This window comes from Mycolicibacter kumamotonensis, assembly GCF_002086285.1.
Taxonomy (GTDB): Bacteria; Actinomycetota; Actinomycetes; order Mycobacteriales; family Mycobacteriaceae; genus Mycobacterium; species Mycobacterium kumamotonense.
This window is the reverse complement of sequence record NZ_MVHU01000114.1, coordinates 1-656: the sequence shown is the minus strand read 5'-3', so window position 1 is coordinate 656 and position 656 is coordinate 1. Positions and strand designations below refer to the sequence as shown.

At 70.1% G+C, this 656-nt stretch carries 1 protein-coding gene; it reads right to left on the bottom strand.

What is annotated here, in order from left to right; translation table 11 throughout:
• Nucleotides 1-656: HNH endonuclease signature motif containing protein (locus tag BST28_RS23000; protein ID WP_133054376.1), on the bottom strand; the 656-nt coding region annotated here is incomplete at both ends.

Sequence of the window (656 nt, the reverse complement as noted above, 5' to 3'; positions counted from 1 at the left end):
GGACTGAGCCAGTCGATGGTCCCGTCGGCGTGTTGCCGGTCGCGCCAGCCGTGGAACGTCTTGATTAGGTGGTGTTTTCGGCATAGGCAACGCAGGTTTGACGGATGTGTCGGGCCGCCGAGAGCATAGGCGATGGCATGGTCGAGGTCGCAGAATTCAGCCGGCCGGTCACAGCCGGGCCACCGGCACGTCATGTCCCGGCAGCGCACAAACTCATCGAGTGCGGTCGAGGGCCGGTACTTCGGTTCGGGGGCGCTATCGGGTCCGGGGTGTCGCACCGGTTTGACGGTGGCGCCGGCGGCGATCAGTTCGGCCAGCATCGGTGCCGGGATCAGGGGCCCGCCCAGCAGCAGCGCGGGCGGGGCTTTCGGGGGCGGGTCGGGTTCGGCGGGGCGTTCTACCGGGGCAAACAGGTTCCGACGGTCGATCGGCGGAGGCGGTGGGTCTTCACCGTTGCGGTGCGCATCAACACCGGTGCCCATGCTTTCGGCGCTGGCGACCACGTGGATCAGCACCGCACTTGTGGGGCGGTCCTGGGTGCCGGGGCAGTCCTCGTTGCCGCACCCGCAGGCCAGGGTCTGCCCGCCGGCGGCCAGCGCGCCGAGGGCGTCGGCGCGGCGTTGGGCGATGGTGCGCGGATCGTCGTCGCACACGCT